Source organism: Enterococcus sp. BSD2780061688st2 D3 (assembly GCF_005844145.1).
In the GTDB taxonomy this organism is placed as follows: Bacteria; Bacillota; Bacilli; order Lactobacillales; family Enterococcaceae; genus Enterococcus_B; species Enterococcus_B durans.
Window position 1 is genome coordinate 18574 of the sequence record NZ_SPHN01000010.1, and the last position, 22133, is coordinate 40706.

Annotated in this window: 20 protein-coding genes; 17 read left to right on the forward strand and 3 right to left on the reverse strand. The window is 36.6% G+C overall.

The window, feature by feature from the left end; all coding sequences use genetic code 11:
- Positions 1-525 precede the first annotated feature (525 nt).
- From FGQ66_RS09200 to FGQ66_RS09225, 6 genes are all read left to right on the forward strand, one after another.
- Complete coding sequence (locus FGQ66_RS09200) at positions 526-906, forward strand: hypothetical protein (protein ID WP_138302256.1); 381 nt, start codon at positions 526-528, stop codon at positions 904-906.
- Positions 907-916: 10 nt separating this feature from the next.
- Positions 917-2446, forward strand: a complete 1530-nt coding sequence (locus FGQ66_RS09205) for a cutinase family protein (RefSeq protein WP_138302257.1) — start codon at positions 917-919, stop codon at positions 2444-2446.
- 17 nt (positions 2447-2463) lie between these two features.
- Positions 2464-2757 carry a hypothetical protein gene (locus tag FGQ66_RS09210; RefSeq protein WP_138302258.1) on the forward strand — a complete coding sequence of 98 codons (294 nt, stop codon included), beginning with the start codon at positions 2464-2466 and terminating at the stop codon, positions 2755-2757.
- A 7-nt stretch (positions 2758-2764) separates the two neighbouring features.
- Positions 2765-3076 (forward strand): hypothetical protein, encoded by a 312-nt coding sequence (locus FGQ66_RS09215; RefSeq protein ID WP_138302259.1) that lies wholly within the window; start codon positions 2765-2767, stop codon positions 3074-3076.
- An 823-nt stretch (positions 3077-3899) separates the two neighbouring features.
- On the forward strand, positions 3900-4733 hold the full coding sequence (locus FGQ66_RS15215; protein ID WP_171024595.1) for a GHKL domain-containing protein: 834 nt from the start codon (positions 3900-3902) through the stop codon (positions 4731-4733).
- A 4-nt stretch (positions 4734-4737) separates the two neighbouring features.
- A complete protein-coding gene (locus FGQ66_RS09225) occupies positions 4738-5469 on the forward strand; it encodes a LytR/AlgR family response regulator transcription factor (RefSeq protein WP_230315266.1) in 732 nt (243 codons plus the stop codon).
- Between the two features lie 28 nt (positions 5470-5497).
- Here FGQ66_RS09225 and FGQ66_RS09230 read toward each other — a convergent pair whose 3' ends face one another.
- Entirely contained in the window at positions 5498-6232 is a 735-nt protein-coding gene (locus tag FGQ66_RS09230; RefSeq protein WP_138302262.1) for a CPBP family glutamic-type intramembrane protease, read from the reverse strand.
- Between the two features lie 510 nt (positions 6233-6742).
- Between FGQ66_RS09230 and FGQ66_RS09235 the strand changes: the two genes are divergently transcribed.
- Complete coding sequence (locus tag FGQ66_RS09235) at positions 6743-8392, forward strand: MutS-related protein (protein ID WP_081135248.1); 1650 nt, start codon at positions 6743-6745, stop codon at positions 8390-8392.
- A gap of 508 nt (positions 8393-8900) precedes the next feature.
- Here the strand turns inward: FGQ66_RS09235 and FGQ66_RS09240 are convergent.
- Positions 8901-10133 (reverse strand): MFS transporter, encoded by a 1233-nt coding sequence (locus tag FGQ66_RS09240; RefSeq protein ID WP_113846381.1) that lies wholly within the window; start codon positions 10131-10133, stop codon positions 8901-8903.
- A gap of 125 nt (positions 10134-10258) precedes the next feature.
- On the opposite strand from FGQ66_RS09240, the gene FGQ66_RS09245 reads away from it, so the two are divergent.
- From FGQ66_RS09245 to FGQ66_RS09265, 5 genes are all read left to right on the forward strand, one after another.
- Positions 10259-11113 carry a helix-turn-helix domain-containing protein gene (locus FGQ66_RS09245; protein ID WP_113846380.1) on the forward strand — a complete coding sequence of 285 codons (855 nt, stop codon included), beginning with the start codon at positions 10259-10261 and terminating at the stop codon, positions 11111-11113.
- A gap of 694 nt (positions 11114-11807) precedes the next feature.
- Positions 11808-12743: an ABC transporter ATP-binding protein gene (locus FGQ66_RS09250; RefSeq protein WP_005879070.1), complete on the forward strand. Its 936-nt coding sequence runs from the start codon at positions 11808-11810 to the stop codon at positions 12741-12743.
- Positions 12736-13506, forward strand: coding sequence for an ABC transporter permease (locus FGQ66_RS09255; RefSeq protein ID WP_081135255.1), 771 nt, complete (start codon positions 12736-12738; stop codon positions 13504-13506). The genes FGQ66_RS09250 and FGQ66_RS09255 overlap by 8 nt, the downstream gene beginning before the upstream one ends.
- Before the next feature lie 248 nt (positions 13507-13754).
- The gene (locus tag FGQ66_RS09260) at positions 13755-14276 is read left to right on the forward strand and encodes a GNAT family N-acetyltransferase (RefSeq protein ID WP_005879074.1); all 522 of its coding nucleotides are present in this window, start codon (positions 13755-13757) and stop codon (positions 14274-14276) included.
- A gap of 108 nt (positions 14277-14384) precedes the next feature.
- Entirely contained in the window at positions 14385-15353 is a 969-nt protein-coding gene (locus FGQ66_RS09265) for a tRNA dihydrouridine synthase (protein WP_005879075.1), read from the forward strand.
- Between the two features lie 291 nt (positions 15354-15644).
- Here FGQ66_RS09265 and FGQ66_RS09270 read toward each other — a convergent pair whose 3' ends face one another.
- Positions 15645-16628: an AraC family transcriptional regulator gene (locus FGQ66_RS09270; protein ID WP_171024596.1), complete on the reverse strand. Its 984-nt coding sequence runs from the start codon at positions 16626-16628 to the stop codon at positions 15645-15647.
- 111 nt (positions 16629-16739) lie between these two features.
- Here FGQ66_RS09270 and FGQ66_RS09275 point away from each other — a divergent pair, with 111 nt between their 5' ends.
- The 5 genes from FGQ66_RS09275 to rhaM all read left to right on the forward strand — a co-directional run bounded on the left by FGQ66_RS09275 (position 16740) and on the right by rhaM (position 22029).
- Positions 16740-18047 carry an MFS transporter gene (locus tag FGQ66_RS09275; protein ID WP_113846378.1) on the forward strand — a complete coding sequence of 436 codons (1308 nt, stop codon included), beginning with the start codon at positions 16740-16742 and terminating at the stop codon, positions 18045-18047.
- Positions 18044-19501, forward strand: coding sequence for a rhamnulokinase (gene rhaB / locus FGQ66_RS09280; RefSeq protein WP_138302263.1), 1458 nt, complete (start codon positions 18044-18046; stop codon positions 19499-19501). Before FGQ66_RS09275 ends, rhaB begins: the two co-directional genes overlap by 4 nt.
- 57 nt (positions 19502-19558) lie before the next feature.
- Positions 19559-20821 carry an L-rhamnose isomerase gene (gene rhaA, locus FGQ66_RS09285; RefSeq protein WP_113846376.1) on the forward strand — a complete coding sequence of 421 codons (1263 nt, stop codon included), beginning with the start codon at positions 19559-19561 and terminating at the stop codon, positions 20819-20821.
- Between the two features lie 66 nt (positions 20822-20887).
- Complete coding sequence (gene rhaD / locus FGQ66_RS09290; RefSeq protein WP_113846375.1) at positions 20888-21721, forward strand: rhamnulose-1-phosphate aldolase; 834 nt, start codon at positions 20888-20890, stop codon at positions 21719-21721.
- Complete coding sequence (gene rhaM, locus FGQ66_RS09295; RefSeq protein ID WP_113846374.1) at positions 21718-22029, forward strand: L-rhamnose mutarotase; 312 nt, start codon at positions 21718-21720, stop codon at positions 22027-22029. Before rhaD ends, rhaM begins: the two co-directional genes overlap by 4 nt.
- Positions 22030-22133 lie beyond the last annotated feature (104 nt).

Below are 22133 nucleotides of genomic sequence, written 5' to 3' on the forward strand. Positions count from 1 at the left end.
TGTCCATCCTGATTGAATCAATTTTATAGCTACTAGTTAGCTAAGTGTAAGATTTTTGACAAGATGTCGGAAATCTTGCGCTTTTTTTAATTTTGAAGGGAGGTTGGGACAGAAGTGTTTAACTCCGAGAAATAAGAAGAGATTCACGAAAATTGCTTTTCAAATTTTTGTGAATTTCGGCTTATTTCTCGGAGTTTCTTCTGTTCCCACCGTTTATTCGTTTTTAAAGAACGAGACAAAAGTGTTTCTTACTTTTATCCCACGCTCTGTAAATACATATCTATCGTGATTTAGAAAAGGAACAGCGTTTATATGGGCAATAGATCATTAACAGCTAGTTCAATCTCAAAAAATTCAAGGTGTGTATGAAAAATAGCTTGAATAATTGTCCGAATCTACTTCCAACCTGATCCTACCGTAAAAATAATCAAAGAAAAAAATTTTGGTAGATAAAAAATAAAACGCGACTTAAAAACATATATTAAAGTATATAGCAATGCTTTTATCTATAAAGAGGTGAACAAATTGAAAAATAAAAAACGAACAGAAATCGTCATCTTAGTTGTAGTGATAGTGGTAGCCGTACTCGGAACGATAGGAGTGGAAAAAATGAACGAACCAACAGAAAAAGAAAAACAGATTGCTTTTTTGAAGGAACACGAAGAAGAAATGACAGAGTATGTAAAATCTCAGAATTCAAAAATTGTTACTGTTCAATATGATTGGAATAGTGTTGATGAAGTAATTGTTGGAAATGGACTTCCAAAAGGAGCAGGAAGAAAAATACAAATTTTTGGTTTCGTAAACAATCATTCAAATTTAGATTTTCGAATGGATGTATCCGTAGATAAAAATAGCATACCTATCATGTCAACATTACATTTTGGACAATCAATAAATTTATAAGGAGAACATCATGGCTGATTTAGAAAATCAGTATAATATATATGCAGATATAGCTCAAGGTTCATATAAAGGTAGAGATGATAACTTTTCTTATGAGGAATTAAGTCCTAGTAAAAGAAATAGATTAGATAAAGGTGAATCGGTTAAATTCAATTTTCCCCACGCAAAAAACGCTCATGGAAATGATGCAAGCACCATCTATCTCCAACCCGATCCTATCGTAAAAACAATCAAAGAAAAAAACTTTTTGGGCAGAGAAAAAGAATATCAAAAAGGACTTTTAACAGACGAAAAAGCAGGATATAACTCTTATTTTGTGACAGATACACCTACTTTAAATGAAAAGACGAAGCACGCGTATTTTGCAACCCGAGGAAGCGATGCACTTTCTTTACATACTTTAAATGACTGGGTAGAAAATAATGGTTCGTTTACGTTATTCAATTCGTATATTCCCCAAGCAAAACTTGCTACAAAAGCGCTGCACCAAAAAATAACAGAAATGACTACTAAAGCACCTAATGCCACCGTGGCTGTTACTGGACATTCTTTAGGAACGATGGTGTCCATTCAAGCAGTTGCGAACCTTCCAGAAAAGGATATTGCCAAAATCGACAAGGTTGTCTTATTCCAAGGTCCTGATGCACGCAAAAGCGTGAATAGAATGTCTGAACAGGCACAAAAAAATATCCAACAATTGGAAGAGCAAGGGAAAATCGACTACTATGTGAACGCCTTTGATATTGTTTCAATGTTGAACCGAAACAAAAAAGGAGTAGATGAAATCGGAAATGTGCATTATTTATTACCAAAATCATTTACTACAACATTTGATCTAGAGGATAAGAATGGTTCAAGTCACGATTTTGGACAATACCAGTTAAATCCTGATGGTGTGCCTAAAGAAGCAAATTTATACGAACATGCGTATATTTTTGCAGCGGGTATCAAGGTCTCTAAACTTATTGACAAATATTTGGCATTGATCGTAAGGAATACAAAGGTGAATATTACTTCTGGTAATTTATTAGCCACACTGATGGGTGGTGGTGTACTTTATTTAAAATTTCAAAAAGAGTATAAAGCGATTATTAGTGAAGCTAAGACTGCTAGCCAATGGCAAGAAAAAGTGACAAGTATACAAAAAAGTTTATCCACTGCATCAGGCAATAAGAAGATTGAACTACGTACGGATCTTGCACGTGCAGTGGCTCAAAAGGCAAAGAGTATTGGTGAAGAATATGAGAATCTAACAAAAAATATCTTACAAGAAACTGAAGAAGAAATCGATGCTCTAGCTAGGGAAATAAAGGAAGGCGCAATGTCTATCCGTCAATACCTATCCTATGCAGAAGTCCAAGAAATGATCGCACCTTATGAAAAAAGCCGCTTATGGGACAACGGACAAGTAACAAATAATCATAATCAAGTAAAAAAATATAAAGAGAAAATGATTGCTTTTAGTGAAAAACTAACAACAGTGGCTAAAAATATACAGGACTATGATGGACAAGCTGGAAATGTATCGTTCAAAAAATAAGGAAGGTTGTTTTTCTAATGGAAGATAAAGCGGCTAAAGCATTTCAAGAAGAATTAGAACGAGAACAAAAAGCACGAGAAAGAGTGGCTATTCGAGCAGTCATTACAGCTAAAAAAATACGTATTAGTACAATAAAACAGAGCTCGATGAGAAGAGTTGAAGAAATTTCAGAAGCAATGTTTCAACAAACTAATAGTGTCCTACCTAATGCATTAAAAGGGGCGTTACAGGGGAAAAGTGCAGAAGCAGCGGATAGATCTTTAAAAGAATATAAGAAACCAGCTTTAAAAACGCCAGTGAAAGAAGGTTGATTTATTGATGGAAGAAAAACAACACAGACAGCAAGAGTTAGAAGAACAATATGATGAAGAAGCACAAAGAATTAGGCAACAGCAAGAAAAGTTAAATGAACAATTCATCCATTTTAGAAGAGAGACAGGTCGATTAGTGGAGGAAGTCATGCATTTCACTAAAAATGATTCATGGAACAACCAACGATTTTATCAAGTCATGGAACAAAGCAATCGCGTGATTCGCCAAGCGAAAAATCATTATATGCAACAATTAGAGGAAAAAGCACGAAAATTGACCAAACACTACCAAAAAGAATTAGAAAAATTTCAAGAATAGAAAAAGCGCACTCTTACATAGAAGTAGTTGAAATAAAGAAGCACTGTATCATAAGGATAATAATCAAAAAGGTCTTGATAATCACGCATGGCTCAAGTTGCCAATAGCTAATAAACGTCCATTGAGCCAAAGATCATATCCAGCCTTGTTTCTCTGCAAAGTTAATGGCTTCGATTCGCGAACGGGTTGCTGTTTTAAAATCTTAGATAAAAAGATAGGAAAAAAACGAAAATTATTTTTTGTTATTTTAAATTAGGTATTTAGATTCCTAGATCATAATAATTTTTTTATGATATAATTTTGTTAGTGTGTTTAATTTTAAAAAAGTTAGAAAAATTCATTTAGGGAGCGCTAGATGGACAAAATATTCTTTTATTATATGTCTTATTTTCATTTAATCATTTTTACTTTTTGCTTTTTTGTTTTGGAAAAATTATATAGACAAAAAAACATATGTGTTATTTTTTATTTTTTGTTGTCTTTTATTGCTGTGAGCATAAGGACTTCATTTTTTACATTAGAGTTTCTAGTGATGTTCATACTATTTTTTGGTTTTTCTTATAAAGTTTTTCCTCAAAAAAATTCTGTACAGATTGTTTTATCAATCATGTGTTCAGCAATGATTAAACTGCTATTTACATTATTTTATGGAATGATCATACCTTGTTTTTTAAGACTAAGCGGATCTAGTAAAAATATCATGCTAATTTTAATCTGCTTTTTGTCACTATTTATTTGTTTGATTGTTTCTACTGTACTTAGAGAAAGAGTATATCCATATCTATTTAGGAAAAATATAGCATCACAGACTTCATTTTTGCTGATGGCAGTGATTTTAGGCTATCAAATAGTAGAAATAATTCAAAGATATACTGAAAATAGGAATCTGCTTTTTACGTTGCTGATTTTCTACTGTTTATTGTCTGTCTTGAGTATTACGACTGTCTACGCTCTATCTCAAAAGAAATTACTTGAGGAAGAATTAAATAAACACAAAGTGATCTTAGAATTACAAGAAAAATATACGAATGAGATAAAAAAGCAATATCAAGAAACTAGAAAATTCCGACATGATCATGCCAATCTACTAGCAGCGATCCATTATTATCTAGAAAACAATGAGGTTGCTGAATTAAAGAAATTTTTTTTTGACGATATCGTGAAATCAAATGAGGAGAGCAACAAAAATTTTTTTCTACTGGATGAGTTACAGAATATTGGCTCTTTAGGTGTTAGAGGTATTTTCTATACAAAATTAGTATCAGCCCAAGAAAAGGGCATAGATATACAAGTTGAAATCAACGATTTTTTGTCGGAAGAGAAAAAAGTGAGGACGAGTTCGCTTGTGCGACTATTTGGGATTTTTTTAGATAATGCCATTGAAGAGTTAGACTCCATTCAAAAAGGTAGTTTAATAATAGTAGGATTTGAAGAGAACAACAATTCAGTTTTCATCATTCAAAATACAATTAGAGACAAAATTGTACCGCTTCAACTTCTCAAAAAGGAAGGATTTTCAACTCGTAGCAAAGAAAGAGGTCTGGGTTTAGTAAATGTTGAAGAAATCCTATTAGCTGAACCTAATATTCTTTTAGAAACAAAAATTACTGATGATTTTTTTATTCAAAGAATAACTATTGTTAGCGAGGTGGAGTGATTTGTTGTCAATATTTATTTGTGAGGATAATACGATACATAGAAGAACAATCGAAGGCTACATACAAAATTATCTATTGATTGAAGAGTTAGATATGACGATCGAATTGAGTACGGATGATCCATATGAAATTATTTCTTACCTAGAAAAAAACTCCGTCCATAATGGCATTTATTTTTTAGATATAGACTTACAATGTGAGCTTGACGGAATAAAATTAGGTGCAAAAATCCGAAATATGGACATTAGCGGAAAAATAGTCTTTATCACTACCCATAGTGAAATGATGTACTTTACGTTCAAATATAAAGTTGAGGCAATGGATTATATTATCAAAGGCAATATAAATGATCTCCAGAAAAGAATCATAGCTGCTTTGGAACAGGCAAAAAAGCATTATCAAGAGGATAAAAATGACCAAAAAGAACGAATAAAAATAATAATCAATAAACAGGTCCGCGTTTTTCCGTTGAATGAAGTCATGTTTATCGAAACATCACAAGTTCCTCATAAATTGCTTCTTCACTTATCCCAAAATACTATCGAATTTTATGGGAAAATACATGAGATTGAAAGTTTGTCTTCTTCACTGATTCGTATCCACAAATCAGTTGTCGTAAATATTGAAAATATTGCTACGATAGATAGAAGAAAATATATGGCTGTCATGAAGAATGGTGAAAGCTGTCCAATTGCTATTAGGAAGATTTCCATGTTAAAGAGAAGACTAAGTTAGAAAAAATGATTTTTTGATAAGCGCCACTTTATTTAAGTAAAATGATTGATAGGATAATCAAGATGATTATTGAGCCAAAGATAAGTGGCATATGTATTGTACTTTGCAAGAAAATAGCATAGTAAATAGTGAAAGTTACAGTTAGATTCGTCATCGAGTGAAAAATAATAGTATAAAACAAATTCTCATCTTTGCGATAAAATAAGTTTAATGCTAATGAAATAAGGAAGTAGAATGGTGCTGTAATTGGAGAATCAACTATTTGTATAAAATGGGCTAGCATGAAGGAAATAGTTAAAATCAGTATATAAAATTTAGGGAAACTATTTTTAACATCTGAATAAAGAAGTTTTCTAAAAACAATTTCTTCAATGATGGGAGCTATAATGATTGAACTAGGTAGAGATAGCAATACGTTCGTAAAAGAGGGAAGATGTCTTACAAAATCTGACATTTCGAATTGCGTCAATCCATAAGCTATTTGGATGAAAGTATGGCAAACAGACAGACAAATAAAAAAAATTATTCCTAAAAATAAGTTTTTTTTATTCGAAACTTTCGTTCTGTTTTCAAAAAGTCTACCATCTTTACCTACGCTAGCAAAAAAAAGAATGGGGATATACAGAAGCAACAAGGCATTTAATTCCTCTATGAAAAAATGGTCATTATGGAACAAATTGATAAGAACATTAGCTAGTGAGGTATTGTAGATAAATGCATAAAAAGGGATACCCACTAATTTAATCAATATCTTTCTCTGCATAGAGTATCCCTCCTTTGTAAAAAAACACCTAAATAGATCCTTCCATTTTTGGTAATAGTATAGTTTTGTGCTTGAGACCAACTTCGTTCCTTTGAAATTAAAGGCTCGATTACGTAATAATTTTCATCATCTTCAAAATACTGGTCAAGAGCAAGTTTGTATTCCTCAATAATTTTTGCGTGTATAAGCGACTATACCCACTAATATTATTGACCAAAATGGTTTATCTAGCGTCTTTTTATAAAAAAAAGACCATTTTTACACTTGATAGTACATATCAGATAAATGAGAAACGATGATGATATCTTGAACGTTTGATTTTTTTCCTCATTTTTACATAAAACTTATCTGTTTTAGGAACGTTATAGATTTTTTTTTCATCTTTTCTATGTTGTTCGAAAAATGCAACAGAAAGCAAGAATGTAAAAAGCGATACCTCGCTAAAATAATCCCTCCCATCCAAGCATTTCAATGCTATACTTAAGCCAATTGAAAGATGGAGGAAGCGGGATGGATCAAAAAACGTTTATTGTGGCAATGATTCTTGCGGTCATTGTTTTATTGATTGGTTTGGAAGTGCATGCGCGGTATAAATTAAAAGAAAGTGTCCACCAAAAATGGGGAAAGTTACCTTATCAGCCGCGGTTTGATAAAGAAGAGAGCTTGAAGGATGCATGGTTGACGGAGAAAAAGTTTCGTTCGTGGGCCAGTGAAGTAGATGATTTGACGTGGTATGACTTGGACATGTTCGAGGTGTTTGAGGGGATCAATCTGACGTATTCGAGTATTGGCTCAGAGGCGTTGTATCAACGGTTGCGAAGCTTTGACTTTACGGAGGATAAACGGTTGGAACGATTGATCGCTTTTTATCAAGAAGAGCCATTGGTTCGTGAAAAGATCCAATATCAATTTGCCCGGCTTGGTAAAAAGGATGGAAATTTTACCAAGCAATATCTGGCAGATGGGAAAAGTAAGAAAATCGGACATATCGGGTTATTTACTTTTCTAGGTTTTTTACCGCTCATTGGCGTACTTCTGCTTTTATTAGGGCAAGTTTTTGGAGTGTATTTAGCGATCGGTAGTTTGGTTTTTAATACGATCTATTATCAAGTAAAAAAACAGACATTAGAAACAGAGCTCAATAGCATGGGCTATCTGGTTTCAACGATTTCAACGGCTAATCAGCTGGCCAAGATCAAAACACCATTCCAAGAAGAATTGCGACAAAATGTGAAACCGTTAAGAGATATTCCTAAATTTGGTTTTTCTTTTCGTGTGAAAAGTGGTTCGGAAGCGGAAATCATATTTGATTACGTGAATATGATGTTTATGTTGCCGTTTATATCTTATCATTTTGTCATTAGTAAATTAGAAAAGAAAACAGCAGAGGCAATGAAAGTGTGGGAATTACTGGGAGAATTGGAAGTTGCGGCGGCGGTGTTGAATTATCGAACATATATGCCGATTAATTGCCAACCACAATTCGCTAAAGGTGGCGTAGAAGCGGAAGATTGCTACCATCCGCTATTGGCGGAAGCAGTGGTAAACCCAGTTGACTGGCATAAGAATACTTTAGTGACGGGTTCGAATGCTTCCGGGAAATCTACCTATGTAAAAAGCATTGCCATTAATTGTATTTTAGCTCAAAGTATCCAAACGGTGTTGGCGGAACGTTTTACGCTTGAACATGGCCATGTGTTGACATCAATGGCAATCGAGGACGATTTGTTTGAAGGTGACAGCTACTTTGTGTCAGAGATCAAGTCGATAAAACGATTGCTGGATCAAGTGGCATCTAAAGAGCGTTGTTACTGCTTTATTGATGAAATTTTAAAAGGGACAAACACGATTGAACGGATCGCCTCTTCTGCAGCAGTGGTGAACTGGTTGTCTGATTATCCATCCTTGGCATTTGTAGCGACACATGATATCGAACTGACGGAAATTTTAAAAAATGAGTGTGAGAATGTCCATTTCGAAGAACAAGTCACACCAGAAAAGGGGATTAGTTTTGATTTCCAATTAAAAGCAGGACCAGCGATAACCAGGAATGCGATCGCGTTATTGAAAGTGTTGGATTATCCTGATAAATTAGTCAAAAATGCGAAAGAAGAAGCTACTTTCTTTGATCATAATCGCACGTGGCGTGTATTTGAGTAAAAAATGAGATAAAAAGGAATAACGGGATGACTTCATCCGTTACATCTAAATAAGTAGCGGGAATAGAAATGGCTCCTCTGAAATAAGTTGAAATGAGGTCGAGACAAAAGTCGCTTAGGTTTGAGAAATTGGAGAGAAAAGAGGTTGGGATAGAAGTGTTTAACTCCGAGAAATAAGAAGAAATTTACGGAAATTGCTTTTCAAATTTTTGTGAATTTCGGCTTATTTAAGAAGGAGTTGCTTCTACTCCCACCGTTTATTCGTTTTTAAAGAATGAGATAAAAGCGTTTCTTACTTTTGTCCCATGTTTTTTTATTTCCGAAAAACCTGACTTTTGGACGCCGTTTATTCGAGAGTTTGTAGCAAACCTGATTTCTAGATTTGTCCCATATTCGTTTTGTTTCGTGAGCCACTTCTTTCCCACCTTTTCATGTCTAATTTTAAAAGAAGAGAATTTTTTCTCCGCTATTTTTAAAAGGGTGATTTGTTCTTGCAATAGTTGTTATCACTATTTGACTCTACTCTTTTTAATAACGTGGACTATCAATAGGAAGAGTGAACTAATCAGCAAGAGGTAGATAGCCCATTCTGGTGAGAAAAGACTAGAAATAGCAACGACGACAAATGTTGCAAGTGGTGCAAGACCAATCAGCAATGTATTGACCATTCCGATTGTGGTAGCTAGTTTTTCTTTTTCTGCTACACTGACGATCCAACCAGTTAATTTGGGGATCATGGTGCCTACAAGAAAATAAATGGGCACGAGCAGTAACAAGATAGCAAAAATTTTGTGAGTCAAAATGACGGGCAAAAGCAGACAAATACTAACTAAACAAAAAACAATCAACTGTTTGAGTGAAACGTTTTTCAAATATTTGGTACCCAATAACCCACCTAATGCTAACGATGCAGAAACAGTCACATTCAGCAAGACAAGCGTAAAACCATAAGAGCCAACGATCAACCGTTTATCTGCTACGATCAACATTTGTAGGATGGGTACAAGTGAAGAAAGCATCCCATTAAGAAAAACAACAGCAGAGATGACTCCCAGCAATGAAGTTTCGTCTTTCAAGGTGTGAATACTAGTGATGATGACTTTTCTAAAAGATTGTTGCGATTGCTCACTAGAGAAATGTTCATTGATAGACAACTTTTTATGTTGTTTGAAAAAAAGGAACATGATCGTTCCAGACAGAAAGAAGGTCAATGCATTCACTACGGCAAGTTGCGCATAGGTAACAATAAACAATAAAGATGCACCAGCAAATTGTGCCATAATACTAAGAATTTGTGACATGCTTTGAGTGAAGCCAGAAGCTTGGACAAACTCACTTTCTCCAGTTACTCGGACAATTAGGGGTTGTCGTAACCCGGAAGCGTAAGTACCATAAAAATCAGAAATCAAGTTTAGTAGAGCAATCGCACCGATGATGAACCAGCCTGTAACATCGAGAACAAATAGGCTCCCTACAAGTAGATAGATCCCTGAACGGAAAAGATCAGATAAAATCAGAAAACGGGCTCTTTTTCTGGTACTATCAGCAAGATAGCCCGTATAAGACGAGAACATTTGTGGAATCAACTCTGAAGCAGTGATCAAACCGATAGCCAACTGAGCATTTGGCAGTGTAGAAACGTACGTCATCATTGCTAAATAAAATAATTTATCACCAACCATTGAAAAAAAATTAGCAAGTGAGAGTTGACGAAATGCACGATTGTGAATAAAAACATCCATAATAGGAACCTCCTTTTTTGTCACTGTATCAGGAAGGTAGAGAAGATGTGTGGAACTTTCGTATACGAAATAGGCTTGTGGATGGGACGAATTATCAGTATCTTAATAATAAAGGGAGTGAAGACATGGAAATTGGTGAAATCTTGAAATTGTATCGAAAACAAAAAAAGAAGACGCAGACAGAATTTATTCAAGGGATCATTTCTGAGTCATATTATTCAAAAGTGGAAAACGGGCAACATCGGATCAGTGCAGAAGACTTATTTGAATTATTACAAAGAAACCATATCGCCTTACAAGATTTTACTGAGTATTTAGCTCTAGATAAGAAGCGAAGCACCGTAAAAGTATTCGAAAATAAATTGTGTGTCTTGTTTTATGAAGATCAACTAGATGAGATAAAGGATATGGCTGCTTCGGTTAACTTTGTTTCTGAACTGAGTGATCATGAAAAAAAACTAGTAAATGTCTTAGCGGAAGTACTAACCAGCATAATAGAAAAAGGGACAGTTTCTGAAGAAAGCAAACGGTTTTTAAAGTCTAAGATAATCGAAGATGAGAATTGGACGATCCAATCGATGAAATTGTTTACGAATACATTGCATTTATATGAATTTGAAGAGACAGTTTTTTTATTTCAAACGTTGATTAGAAAACGTTTAAATTTTCAATTTGATACATTGAATGATGAAACGAAAACATTTACGACACTACTTTTGAATTTTATCGGTATATGCCTTAACAAGGGGGAATGGGCATTGTTGAGGAAACCCTTGGAATTACTAGCACGAATGCCTAAAACACCAGATTTTGCATTTTATCAATTGATGCGTTTATTTTATATTGAATTGATCCACTTGCTCCATGAACCTACTGCATCTAGGGAGAAGCTAAACCAAGTGATTGAAGCTGTTTCTTTAGTGAGCGGCAATCATTTTTCACAGGATCTACGAGCGATAGTGACCGATCAGCTCCAATAATCAGTAGAGATTGCTTAATCAATAAAATAAATCTACCCATTTTATTTGTTTTGGTTAAACTAAGAGAAACGGGCAACATCAAAACTAGCCTCAAAGGGAGAATAAGCTTTGGGGAGAAAAGACTTGTCCCGTTTTAACTATTATTGTTTGGAGAGGAGGAGCTGATGTTCTTTTTACATTTTGATTACTTTATACTTTTTCTGTATATGATTGGTTTAGGAATGGTGTTGGGAATCATTGCTTTTCGCAAGAATTTTACATATTTATCGCGGTTACAAAAGTTAAGTGTTGTTTTAATTGCTATTGGTGTAACAGGGATATTCTTATTTACGCTCATCGTACAAATTATGTGGACTCTTAATATGTAACCAGAAGAATTAGAGTTGGAAACAGAAGGGATGACTTCTACTTTCGACGTTTATCCATACCTAAATTGGGAGAGCATGGGACAAAAGTAAAAAACACTTTTGTCCCATGCTTTAAAAACGAATAAACGGTGGGAGCAGAAGCAACTCCTTCGGAAATAAGAAGAAATTCACAAAAATTTGAAAAGCAATTTTCGTGAATTTCTTCTTATTTCTCGGAGTTAAACACTTCTGTCCCAACCTCTCTTTTTTTGGTCTTTTCCACGGATGAAAAAGGAGATTTCATGGTACAATAGAGAATCAGTTGAACAAAGGAGATCATTAGAAAAATGACAAATGCTCTTGAAATAAATGGATTAAAAAAAATATATGCAACAGGGGTCGAGGCGTTACGTGGGATCGACTTGACTGTTGAGGCGGGAGATTTTTATGCGTTGTTAGGCCCAAATGGTGCAGGAAAATCAACGACGATCGGTATCATCACGTCTCTAGTCAATAAAACTTCGGGTAAGGTAAAAGTATTTGGGTACGATCTGGATACCGATTTGGTTCGAGCGAAACAACAGATTGGCTTAGTTCCACAAGAATTCAATTTCAATCCTTTTGAGACGGTACAACAAATCGTAGTGAACCAAGCAGGTTATTATGGGGTTTCACGCCAAGAAGCGCTAAAACGCAGTGAAAAGTACTTAAAACAATCAAATTTGTGGGAAAAGCGAAATGTGCGGGCACGGATGCTTTCTGGCGGGATGAAACGCCGGTTGATGATTGCTAGGGCACTGATGCACGAACCTAGATTGCTGATTTTAGATGAACCTACTGCGGGTGTAGATATAGAATTGAGACGGGAAATGTGGGAGTTTTTACGTGAATTGAATGAAAGTGGCACAACGATCATTTTGACGACCCATTATTTAGAAGAAGCAGAAATGCTGTGTCGAAACATTGGGATCATCCAATCAGGTGAGTTGATTGAAAATACAAGTATGAAATCCTTACTCTCCAAGTTACAGTTTGAAACGTTTATCTTTGATTTGGCACCATATGAGCAAACACCTACGCTTACAGGCTATAATTACTCGTTTGAAGATGAACGGACAATTGCGGTGGAAGTCGAACGTGATCAAGGTGTCAATGGCATCTTCGATCAGTTTAGTCAACAAGGTGTCAAAGTTCTTTCGATGCGGAATAAATCGAATCGTTTGGAAGAATTATTCTTGAAAATCACGGAAGAAAATGGTCATGTGGAGGAAAAAAATGTTTAGTCTTTATTTTACAGCTTTAAAAAGTTTAGCTATCAAAGAAACCAATCGCTATTTACGTATTTGGGTCCAAACTTTAGTCCCACCTGTTATTACTACGTCTCTTTATTTTGTTATTTTTGGTAAAATGATCGGCGGGCGTATTGGGGATATGGGTGGATTTTCTTATATGCAGTTTATCGTTCCTGGACTGATTATGATGTCAGCGATCACTAGCTCTTATGCAAATGTTTCATCGTCTTTCTTCTCGCAGAAGTTCCAAAAAAATATTGAAGAGATCTTGGTTGCCCCAGTGCCTACACATGTGATTATCTGGGGCTTCGTCATTGGTGGATTAGGACGTAGTGTGCTGGTAGGATCGTTGGTAACGGTAGTGTCGCTCTTTTTTGTTCCACTACATGTCCATTCGTGGGTGATCATCATCGTGACCTTGTTGATGACGGCGATTTTATTTTCTCTTGCTGGGTTGATCAATGGGATCTTTGCTCAATCCTATGATGATGTATCGATTGTACCAACATTTGTTTTACAACCTTTGACATATCTAGGTGGAGTATTTTATTCGATTTCAATGTTACCGCCTGTTTGGCAAGCTATTTCAAAAGTCAATCCAATCGTGTACATGATATCTGGATTCCGTTATGGTTTTCTTGGGACAAAGGATGTACCGATTGGCGTTTCCCTTACGATTTTAGTCTTGTTTATCATCGTCCTATATTCAGCTTGCTGGTATTTGATCAATAAAGGACGCGGGTTGAGAAGTTAAAACATTGCCAGAAAGAAGCTGAGAGGTTAACTCCGAGAGACAAGAAGAAATTAATGGAAATTGCTTTTGTGAATTTCGGCTTGTTTTTCGAAGAAGCTGTTGCTACTTTCGCCATTTAAATGTATTTAGAGCGTGAGATAAAAGTAGTACTTACTTTTATCGCGCTCTTTTTTATCAAATTTTAAGATGGAGTTGCTCAAGGATCATTATTTGTATTAAAATAGAAAATTAAAAAGGAGTGGATGGGAATGAGCCTTGTATTTCGGGAAACAACAGTAGAAGATTTGCCAGCTGTGATGAAAATCATCAATGATGCGAAGGCGTTGTTAGCGGCTGCCGGCAGTCCACAGTGGCAAAATGGCTACCCTAATGAAGAAACGATCAAAAATGATATTGAAGAGGGGATTTCTTATATTCTTCTAGTCGATGGAGTGGTGGCTGGAACACTGGCATTGCAACGGACACCAGACAAAAATTACCAAGAAATCTTTGAAGGAACGTGGGAAAACGAAGCAGATCCATATACAACGATCCACCGTATTGCCCTGTCGGAAGAATTTCGTGGGCAAAAATTGGCGTATCGCTTGATTGAATTTGCAGAAGCCGAAACGAAAAAACAAGGAATCCATCAAATTAGAGTGGATACACACAAAAAGAATAAAGGGATGCAGCGTATCATGGACCATAGTGGTTTTGAGTTGCGAGGCATCGTTTATGTGAGTGACTATACAGATAATGAACGATTGGCTTATCAAAAGCTTGTTCGTTAAAGAAGTGAAGCGCTGATTTTGCTTCTTTTACATATAACTAGTATAATGACCATGTTTTTTTAAAGATGAAGATCAATAAAGAGCCAGTAATGAAATGGAGTGTATGATGTGAAAGAAAATTTTTGGGCAGCGTTACCTAAGCCCTTTTTTATATTAGCCCCGATGGAAGATGTCACAGATGTGGTTTTTAGGCATGTCGTGAAAGAAGCAGGCGCACCTGACGTATTTTTTACTGAGTTTACGAATTCAGATAGTTTTTGTCACCCTGATGGTAAAGAAAGTGTTCGAGGTCGATTGACTTTTACAGAGGATGAACAGCCTATGGTAGCCCATATCTGGGGGGATAAGCCAGAATTCTTCAAAGAAATGAGTATCCAACTGGCTGAAATGGGATTTAAAGGGATCGACTTGAATATGGGGTGTCCTGTACCAAATGTCGCTGAACGAGGCAAAGGCAGTGGGTTGATCCTTCGTCCAGAAGTAGCGGCGGAATTGATCCAAGCTGCAAAGGCAGGGGGACTACCGGTTAGTGTGAAAACACGGATTGGGTTCACGCAACAATCGGAATTAGATGATTGGATCAGCCATCTCTTGAAACAAGATATCGCGAATCTTTCTATCCACTTACGAACAAGAAAAGAAATGAGTAAAGTAGCTGCCCATTGGGAGTTGATTCCAAGGGTTGTAGAGCTGAGGGATGCACTTGCACCGCAAACATTGATCACTATCAATGGGGATATTCAAGACCGACAAATGGGCTTGGAATTGGCAGAAAAATATGGAGTAGACGGCATTATGATCGGCCGAGGGATCTTCAAAAACCCATTTGCTTTTGAAAAAGAAGCGAGAGAACATTCGTCAGAAGAACTGATTGCATTACTCCGCCTACAATTAGATCTGCAAGATCAATATGCGCAGATCATTCCACGTTCGATCACAGGATTACACCGTTTCTTCAAAATCTATGTCAAAGGTTTTCCTGGTGCAAACGATCTGCGTGTTCAACTAATGAATACCAAAACAACAGATGAAGTGAGAACAATACTGGACACATTTCAAGCGAACAAAAACAGATAAGGCTGAGATGAAATAATCAAGGCCAAAAATATAAGCCGAAATTCACGGAAATTGCTTTTTTGATTTTTGAGAATTTCGGCTTTTTTAAGAGGTTGTGCCAGTATAAAAAAGAAAATCGAAAAAAGGTTGTAACACTAATCAAGTAGGCTAGGATACTCGTTCGTGTGGATGAATGAAACAAGCCAAAAAACGCCTAAGAGATCAATCTAAATGAAAAATGAAGAAGCCACGAGAAATTCAGTTGGATTTCTTGCGGCTTCTTTATTTTAAGGGGAGTCATTTCAAGTGATGTTACGGTTCTTCAGTCATTTTTCTGAATGCACTTGGTGTTTTGCCATAAATTGCTTCAAATTTTTTGTAAAAATTGGTGCGGTTCTTTAGACCTACCAATTCAATGATCGAACCAATTGAAAGAGTAGAGCTTTCAATCAAAAACTTAGCCTGCTTCATTCGTTGTTCTGTTAGCAGGGTTGAAAAATTTTTATTTGTCTTTTGTTTGATGATATTGCTCAAGTAGTTTTTATTATAGCCAAGTTGTTTAGCTGCATTTTCCAATGAGAGGGTGGCATAATCTTTTTCAATCAGTTTCAAGGTATCGATGACGACTTGATGGTTGGTCTTGTCTTTTTTTTCTTCGTAGAAATCATAGGTACAGTTGCCGATCAATTCGGTAAACAGAATTGGGATGTACAAAGAAATGATTTCATTTGCGAAGACGGGTTCAGTAAAATATTTATTGATCATTTGATCTAGAATCATTTGGACATGTTCATTTTCGGAGCAACGGAAAATCAAATATTCTTTTCGTGAACGAGTGGCCATCGTCTGAGCTAAAAAATTAAAGAGTACACTATTTTTAACATTTAAATTAGACAGCCAATCAATGTCGACTTTGTCATTTGGAAAAATAATATCGATGAGAATATCTTGTTCCCCATGGACTTCTAAGGAATGGGAAGAACCGCGATCAAGCAATAAAATCTCGCCTTGATTGATCACCTCACGTTTATTGTTGATATACTGAACTGATTTTCCTGAATAAACATAATTTAGTTCTAAAAAGTGATGACTGTGTTTTGGATAAGGCGCAAAACGTGGATGTTTACTTATATAGATATAATTATTTTTCAAGAAGTAATCTTTCAATAAAACCATGTCTTCTTTTGCGGTTTGAAAAGATGTCGAAGGAATATCCATTACGAATTTTTTTTTATTTAATTGAGCTTCTTCCACTTGCGTATGATGATGTAAATAGTCTTCTACGATTTTATTCATATTAATACATCCCTGTAATTTTGATACATTTATTCTATACCCACGATATTGAAAACGCAACCATAAATTCCGATAATAAGAATGTAAATAAATTTAAGGAGCGAATGAACTATGAGTGGTCAAAGCGGTGGAGGAAGAAAAGAGACCATTGCGGTTTCTTTAACGAACTATTTGGATTCTGGTTGTATCGTAGCAGGTGCAAGCGGATTGACCTTATGGACGGAGCATTTTGGTTTAAGTAGTTTTTCTGTTGGATTGTTGGGAGCCTTGAGTGCGAACGCTTTTGGTGCGGCGATTGGTGCATTGATTGGTGGACGGTTATCTGATAAGTATGGACGTAAATTCATCTACACCTACAACTTATTGATTTATATAGTTGGCGCCCTGTTTATTATCTTTGCAATGAATTTTCCAATGCTGTTGGCAGGATTTTTGATTATGGGGTTGTCTGTTGGTGCAGGAGTTCCGGCATCGTGGTCATATATTGCTGAAATGGCACACCCTGAATCTCGAGCACATAATATTGGAATTTCTCAATTAGCATGGTCATTAGGGCCAGTAATTATTTTCACACTAGGAGTAATTTTAGCACCTTTGGGATTATTTGGTAGTCGTTTATTGTTTGTTTCACTGGTTGTTGTTGCCATAATTGCTTGGGTTTTACAACGACAATTGGAAGAATCAAAAGATTGGGAAGAAGAAAATGCACGCCAAGCAGCGACAGCGGAAAAGGCGCATCCATACAAAGAGCTTTTTTCAAATGTTGTGAACAGAAAATCAATCATGTTTTTAGTAGGTGTGTACCTATTTTGGAACTTAGTAGCAGGAGCGATGGGATTTTTCATGCCGTTTGTATATGAAACAGTTGGTGGTTTGACGAATTCACAAGCAAATATGCTACAGGCAGTACTTTGGATATTGACATCGCTTGCTTCTTATTTTGGCTTTGCGAAACTGGGAGACAAAGTAAATCAACGTAAGTTTTATTTTGTAGGCGCTTTAATGGCGGTTCTCTCATGGGTCATTTTGACATTCGTCGGGATGTCTTGGGCAGGATTAGGCGCATTTGTTGTCCTCTGGGGTATCTCTGCAGGGATCGGTGCACAAGCATTCTATGCTTTGTGGGCATCAGAGTTATTTCCTACTAAATTCCGCGGTGGCGCACAAGGAATCATGTTTTTCTTAGTTCGCGGAAGTTGCGGTGTTTGGTCAATCATTTTCCCAATGATCTTAGCAAGTTTAGGTTTCACCATTGCTGGAACAGCTATGATCGGCTTACTGATCGTATCGCTAGTGATTGGGACGGTTTGGACACCGAAAACACAAGGTAAAACATTAGAACAAATTACGGAAGAACGATATGGCGACAGCGTTGAAGCAACAACACATCTGCCCCATGGACAAGAGGTAACGAAATGACAGACACATATATAGCAGTAGATATTGGTGCATCAAGTGGACGTTTGATGCTCTCAGAAAAAAATCCATTCAACAAAATTTCATTAGAAGAGATTCATCGTTTCAAAAATGGGTTTGCTGATAGTAATGGTACAGATTACTGGGATGCAGATCACTTGATTGAAGAGATTTTGATTGGTTTAGAAAAAGTGAAGAAGCGTGGTGTTGAAAAATGCTATGTAGGTATTGATACTTGGGGCGTTGATTACTGCTTGCTTGATGAGCAAGGAGAGGCAATAAGTCAACCTGTTAGTTATCGTGACAACCGAACAGAACAGGCTATAGCAGAATTTGATGAACATTTTTCACTACAAATGCTGTATCAAAAGACAGGTATTCAACTACAACCATTCAATACAGTTTTCCAATTATTCAAAGAAAATCGTGAAAAATTGGCGCATGCCAAACAGTTAGTGTTGATGCCTGATTATTTAGGCTATGTCTTGACTGGACAGGCAGTGTTGGAAAAGACGAACGCTTCCACGATGCAACTGATGAATTTGCAAACACGACAACTTGATGAAGATGTATTGAACGCAATCGATGTCTCCAAAGAATTATTTCCGAATTTAGTGGAACCGGGAACAATCTTAGGAAAGATACAAAAAGAAAAATTCCCGACTTATGATCTTCCAGATGCTACATTCATTACAATTGCCTCTCACGATACAGCTTCAGCAGTGGTAGGCACACCGGGAAAGGGAGAAAATTGGGCATACATCAGCTCAGGTACATGGTCATTAATGGGCGTGGAAATCAACGAAGGTATCGCAACTTCGGAAGCATTTGAGGCAAACTTCACCAATGAGTGGGGAGTTCAAGGAACTATCCGTTTCTTGAAAAATATTATGGGGATGTGGCTGATTCAAGAAGCATCTAGAATGCTGGATTATCAGTATTCGTACCCTGAGTTAGCAGAGCTGGCAAGCCAGGAAGAAGCATTTGTTACATTGATCGATGTCAATGATCCGCGTTTTATGAATCCTAAAAATATGATTACGGAGATCCAAGGTTACTGTCGGGAAATGAATCAAAAGATACCCGAAACGCCTGGGGAACTGGCACGATGTATTTATGATAGTTTGGCACTGTGTTATGCGGTAGAACTTGAAAAATTGGAGAAAATCACGGGGCGCACGATCACACAGCTACACATTGTGGGTGGAGGCTCAAACAATGATTTCTTGAATCAATTAACCGCAGATGCTTGTGGAATCCCTGTTTTAGCAGGACCTGGAGAAGCAACAGCAATCGGTAATATCATCGTTCAAATGGTTGCGACAAAAGGTTTTGGAACGTTGGCGGAAGGTCGCGAAGGAATAAAAAAATCTTTCCCATTAAAACAATTCCAACCGCATATAGCAAATCAACTTGCCATTGAGAAATACCACGCATTAACAAAATCATTTGTATAAAAACGAAGAATCAGCGTTTTATTGAATAAATTTAAAAGATAAGGGAGCAGAAATAAAATGACAAAAACAGTAGAAGAACGTTATCAAGACGCAAAAGCTCGTTATGCAGAAATTGGGGTTGACACAGAAGCTGCACTGAAAAAATTGCAAGATTTAAAAATCTCAATGCATTGCTGGCAAGGAGATGATGTCAAAGGATTCTTGAATCCGGATGGTGAACTAACTGGTGGGATCATGTCGACAGGTAATTATCCTGGTGCTGCCCATACGCCAGATCAATTACGACAAGATGTTGAAAAAGCTTTTTCATTGATTCCAGGAAGCCATAAATTAAACTTACATGCCATTTATTTAGATACAGATGAACCAGTAGACTTAGATGAAATCGAACCAAAACATTTTGCAAAATGGGCTAGTTGGGCGAATGAACAAGGTGTTGGTTTAGACTTCAACCCAACCTTCTTCTCTCACCCAATGATGAAAGATGGAATGACTCTGGCACATCCAGATAAAGAAGTCCGCGACTTTTGGATCGAACATGGTAAACGCAGCCGTAAAGTAGCTGAATATCTAGGAAAAGAAACTGGCCAAACATGTATCAATAATTTCTGGATGCCAGATGGTATGAAAGATAATCCAATTGATCGTTACACTCCACGTAAACGTATGATGGAATCACTAGATGAAATCTTTACAGAGGATTTGAATGAAGAATATACCCAAGAAGCTGTTGAAAGCAAACTATTTGGACTAGGTGCAGAAGCTTATACTGTTGGTTCTCATGAATTCTACATGGGTTATGGGCTAACACGTAACAAATTGATCTGTTTAGATGCCGGTCATTTCCATCCAACTGAAGTGATCTCAAACAAATTGAGCTCATTGGCACTATTCTCTAAAGGAATCATGTTGCATGTCTCTCGTCCAGTTCGTTGGGACTCTGACCATGTTGTGATCATGGATGATGAATTGCAAGAAATCGGAAAAGAACTCGTTCGTAATGATCTTTTAGGAAAAACAAACATTGGCTTAGATTTCTTTGATGCAACTATCAACCGGATCGCTGCTTGGGTCGTGGGTACACGTAATACTCAAAAAGCTTTATTAAAAGCAATGTTAGAACCAACTGAAGACTTAAAAGCGATTGAATTAGATTGTGATTATACGAAACGAATAGTCTTGACAGAAGAATTAAAAGACTTTCCGTATGCAGATGTATGGAACTACTTCTGTGCATTAAACAATGTTCCTGTCGGTATGGATTGGTATGAAGAAGTCAAGAATTATGAAAAAGATGTCTTAGCACTACGTAACAAATAATGACAAGCATGAATTGGCGGGGAGTTTGTCCCCGCCTTGATAGATAAACATTTGGGGGAATTAATCGTGAAAAATATTTTAGAAGCACCTTTTGTCAAAGAAATGGTCGATGTTACTAGCAATCTCTACCGTCTGGGTTGGGATGAAAGAAATGGCGGCAATGTGTCCTATTTATTGGATGAAGCAGATGTTAGCGAGTACTTGGATACTAAAAAGGTAATACGAAATATTCCAATGGATTTTGATGGATCAGCCCTTAAAGGCGATTACTTTATCGTAACTGGTTCAGGTAAATATTTTAAAAATGTAGCACAAGATCCAGCGAATAATCTAGGGGTCTTACGAGTAGCTGACGACGGTCAAAGTGTGGATCTACTTTGGGGCTATACAGACGGTGGCGTACCTACAAGTGAATTACCAGCTCATTTGATGAGCCATATTGCTCGTCTAGAAGTTGATCCAGAAAATCGTATCGTCATGCATTGTCATGCAAGTCACTTATTAGCAATGACCTTCAGTCATGAGTTGACTTCTAAAGCAATTACACGAACACTTTGGGAAATGTGTACAGAGTGTATGGTTGTTTTCCCTGAAGGCGTTCAAGTATTGCCATGGTTGATTCCAGGTTCTAATGAAATTGGGGAAGCAACGGCAGAAAAGATGAAACAAGCACGTTTAGTATTGTGGTCATTCCATGGTGTTTACGGAGCTGGTCGTACGATGGATGAAACATTTGGTTTGATTGAAACTGCTGAAAAAGCAGCGCAAGTCTATACCTATGTGCAAGCACAAGGTGGTGTTCGTCAAACGATTAGTGATGAAAACTTTATTGCTTTAGCTAACCAATTTGGCATTACTCCAAATCCAGAATTTTTTGAAGCTGGAGTGAAGAATGCATGATAAAAAAAGCGGTTCGAATGAAACTTTATCCTGGATTGAAAGAAGAATATGCGAAGCGGCACAATGATTTATGGCCTGAAATGCGGGAAATGCTAAAAGAACATGGTGCGATAAGCTATTCTATTTTCTTGGATCCTGAAACTGATTTTCTTTTTGGTTATTTGGAAATTGAAGATGAGGAAAAATGGGCGCAGACAGCGGACACAGAAATTAATCGAAAATGGTGGGATTATATGGAAGATGTCATGGACACGAATCCAGATAACTCACCAGTAGCGGTCGATCTGGAACAAGTATTTGAATTATAAGAGGTTGGGACAGAAGTGTTTAACTCCGAGAATTTCGGCTTATTTCCGAAGGAGTTGCTTCTGCTCCCACCGTTTATTGGGAGTTAGAGTCTGTGGCAAAACTG